This window comes from Moorena sp. SIO2C4, assembly GCF_010672485.1.
Lineage (GTDB): Bacteria > Cyanobacteriota > Cyanobacteriia > Cyanobacteriales > Coleofasciculaceae > Moorena > Moorena producens.
The window spans coordinates 1-3329 of record NZ_JAAHGN010000869.1; the positions used below are offsets into that span (position 1 = coordinate 1).

A 3329-nucleotide genomic window follows, 5' to 3' on the forward strand; every position below is an offset into this window, starting at 1 on the left:
TAGGGTAAACCAGGATTGACTGAGCAATATCCCTGGCTAGTGGCTCTTACCTTTGGACTGCTCCACGGCTTTGGCTTTGCCGGAGCCTTGGCAGAGGTGGGATTACCCCCCCAAGACATTCCACCAGCTCTGTTGTTTTTCAATGTTGGGGTGGAATTAGGACAACTGGCCTTTGTGCTAGTAGTGGTTGCGGTGATGGAGAGCCTGAAACGGTTTGGTTCAGAGAACTATCCGCGCTGGCTGGGTTGGGTGCCCACCTATAGTATTGGCATTCTGGCATCGTTCTGGTGTTTCCAGCGAGTGGCAGCTTTTTGGGGGTGAGTTGATCACTTAGCGATCGCAAAAACCAGAAATCTTACCCAAAACGCTCTCTCAGAAAATATCCTGGCATCTCACAATTACAAAGTTAGCAATGTCAACAATGTATTGACTGAGTGTAAGTCCAGCATTTCCCTCGTTTCAACAGAAACTATTTACCAAACCCTATCTAATTTAAGGAGTAATATCCGATGAAATTGAAGCCTTTACCCCTGAGGATTCGACCCTTGTGGTTGCGAGTACTCACTGTAGGAGTTCTCAGTCTACTGCTAACGATGGGACAAATACCTATAGCTTCAGCAGAAATTGCACCGCTCCCAGTGGAACGAAAAGCCCTATTCGGGGACCTGCACGTTCACACCAACTACTCCCTCGATAGCTATTTTGGAGCCAACCCCAATGGTCCAGAAGAAGCCTACCGCTTTGCCCGAGGGGAGGCGGTTACGATGGCTTCAGGACAATCTCATAAGTTGAAAACTGCCCTGGATTTCACTGCCTTAACTGATCATGCAGAGTTTTTAGGAGAAATAGCCATCTGTACGATGGATGAAAATTCCCCTTACTATAACTCCGAAAATTGTCAGCTAGTAAGGGATGCACAAGACGATATAGACGCTGCTGGGGAGGCATTTCAAAGATTTATAATGGGTAAAGAGGATCTTGGGGTTTGTGGTGATAATAACGAACTTTGCGAGGAATATACCCCTCTCGTTTGGGACAAGATCCAAGATGCGGCGACACAGTTCAACGAGCCAGGGGTATTCACCACCTTCAACGCCTATGAATGGACTTCTCCTGGCAATGTGCCACGAGGAATTGCGGGGGCAGGTATTCACCGTAATATCATTTTTAGTAATGATACCGTTCCTGAGACTGTGTTTTCGGGTTCGGATGTTTCCGACCCATTGAAGTCTTCTCCCAACCCAGAGCATCTGTGGGCTTGGTTGGATACTAACTGTACCGGAGAGTGTGAGGTGATCGTCATTCCCCACAACGCTAACTTGTCTGAGGGAACTGCTTTTAACCCAACCTACTACGACAACGTTACCCCCATAGATGATGTTCGCGCCAGCACTCAACAACGACTAGAGCGACTGGTAGAAGTGATGCAAACCAAAGGGGAGTCCGAGTGCAAAACGGGTTTAGGCAATGTGGATGAACTGTGTAACTTTGAAAAACTCGATACCCGTTCCGTTCGGACGGGTCCTTCCTTTCTGATCGAAGGGGCTGCCGTCCAATCCCTAACCACTGCCCCCATCTGTGATGAACTTTTTGAACCAGAGGGTTGTATTAACAAATATAGCTACATCCGAGAAGGACTCAAAGAAGGTGTCAAACAAGAGGCTAAAATTGGTGTCAACCCCTTTAAGTACGGTTTTGTGGGCGCGACCGATACCCACAGTGGGGTTCCGTCAAGTGGGGAAGAAGATAATTACCAGGGTAATCATGGTATGGCTGACGATACTCCTCAATACCGATTGGGGATTGAACAAAGTCCCATTAGTGGTGAACTCGATAACCTTTTGAATAATCCTGGTGGGTTAACAGGAGTTTGGGCTGAAGAAAACACCCGCGACAGTATCTTTGATGCCTTCCAGCGACGGGAAACCTTTGCCACCAGCGGTCCTCGTATTCAAGTACGACTCTTTGGCGGCTACGAGTTCCCAGAAGATCTCAATCTTCGAGATGATGCCATCGAGATTGCTTATGGCACTGGCGTTCCCATGGGCAGCGATTTCCCAATCCTTCCCACTGCTGAGGCAGACCCTGAGTTGTTTGTTTGGGCGATTAAAGATCCTTTGAGTGCTCCCATAGACCGCATCCAAATCATTAAGGGTTGGCTCGGTGATGATGGGGAAACCCATGAAAAGGTCTATGATGTTGCCTGTTCCGATGACAAACAGCTAAATGAGAATGGCTCATGTCCTGGAAATAAGGCCATACCGAATATTTTTACCTGTAGTTATCCCGAGAATGTGGGAGACTCAGAACTCAGTACTGTTTGGCGTGATCCTGAATTTGACCCCAATCAACACGCATTTTACTACGCACGGGTGATCGAAAATTTCACCTGTCGCTGGAGTAGCCATGATGCGCTCGCCGTTGACAAATCTATCTTCGCCTCTGGTGCTAAACCCTTTATTCGGGAACGGGCCTGGTCTTCCCCGATCTGGTATTCTCCAGCTATCGAACCTCTGCCTGCCCAACCTGTTGAAAATATGAGCCAGGAAGAATTTTGGAATCGAATCATTCAGGAAATTGAGAAACATTATTCAACCAAATGATGAAGTAAATCTATGATCCTGGCATCCCACCATGGCTTGGTAGTTTCAAAACCTATTGACTGAGTGTAAGTCCAGCAACCAAGCGATCGCTTTATAACTATTAGAAGTGATCGCAGTTACATAGGGTGGGTTAGATGGCCCAAATCTCTTGCCATCAGCCGAACGCTGCCAATCCATCCTAACGCACCATGCTGTTTGAGCCATTGGCTCAAACAGCATGATTCAATCAAAGACAATTCCAAAAGGAGTTCATGAATATGAATCGAATAGTTTCACGTTTGCAAATCCGCAAACTATTTATAATAGGCTTGTGTATTTGCTTTCTAATCGGGAACATGCTATTTGTTTCCAACAGCGCTCTGGCAGTTTCGTTGTTGCCACCTGGAGAATACGATCTTCCAGATTTCAACCGACCTGTACCCCTTCCGGGAGAAATACCCTACTCCCCTTATGCAGGGCGACCGGATGAGTATCAGCCGAGCCATCCCCAGCAGGTATTCTGGGGGGACACCCACCTCCATACCATCTATTCCTTTGATGCGGGTGCGGCTGGAACTACGCTAACCCCGGAAAATTCCTACCGATTTGCCCGAGGAGAGGAAGTGACAACCGATGGTGGGCAACCAGTCCAGTTGTCTCGTCCCTTAGATTTCTTGGTGGTAACCGATCACACCGACCAGTTGGGCTCCTTCCAACAGTTTGTCGATTACCCCCCACAAGATTGCG

Annotated in this window: 4 protein-coding genes; 3 read left to right on the plus strand and 1 reads right to left on the minus strand. The window is 47.8% G+C overall.

Going from position 1 to position 3329, the window contains the following annotated elements; genetic code table 11:
- The first annotated feature begins 15 nt into the window (after positions 1 to 15).
- Positions 16 to 321: a HupE/UreJ family protein gene (locus F6K20_RS30570; RefSeq protein ID WP_287297227.1), complete on the plus strand. Its 306-nt coding sequence runs from the start codon at positions 16 to 18 to the stop codon at positions 319 to 321.
- A 188-nt stretch (positions 322 to 509) separates the two neighbouring features.
- Positions 510 to 2603 (plus strand): DUF3604 domain-containing protein, encoded by a 2094-nt coding sequence (locus F6K20_RS30575; protein ID WP_287254978.1) that lies wholly within the window; start codon positions 510 to 512, stop codon positions 2601 to 2603.
- Positions 2604 to 2648: 45 nt separating this feature from the next.
- Here F6K20_RS30575 and F6K20_RS30580 read toward each other — a convergent pair whose 3' ends face one another.
- Positions 2649 to 2822 (minus strand): hypothetical protein, encoded by a 174-nt coding sequence (locus F6K20_RS30580; RefSeq protein WP_287264652.1) that lies wholly within the window; start codon positions 2820 to 2822, stop codon positions 2649 to 2651.
- Positions 2823 to 2938: 116 nt separating this feature from the next.
- On the opposite strand from F6K20_RS30580, the gene F6K20_RS30585 reads away from it, so the two are divergent.
- Positions 2939 to 3329: DUF3604 domain-containing protein (locus F6K20_RS30585; RefSeq protein ID WP_287297229.1), on the plus strand; the 391-nt coding region annotated here is incomplete at its 3' end.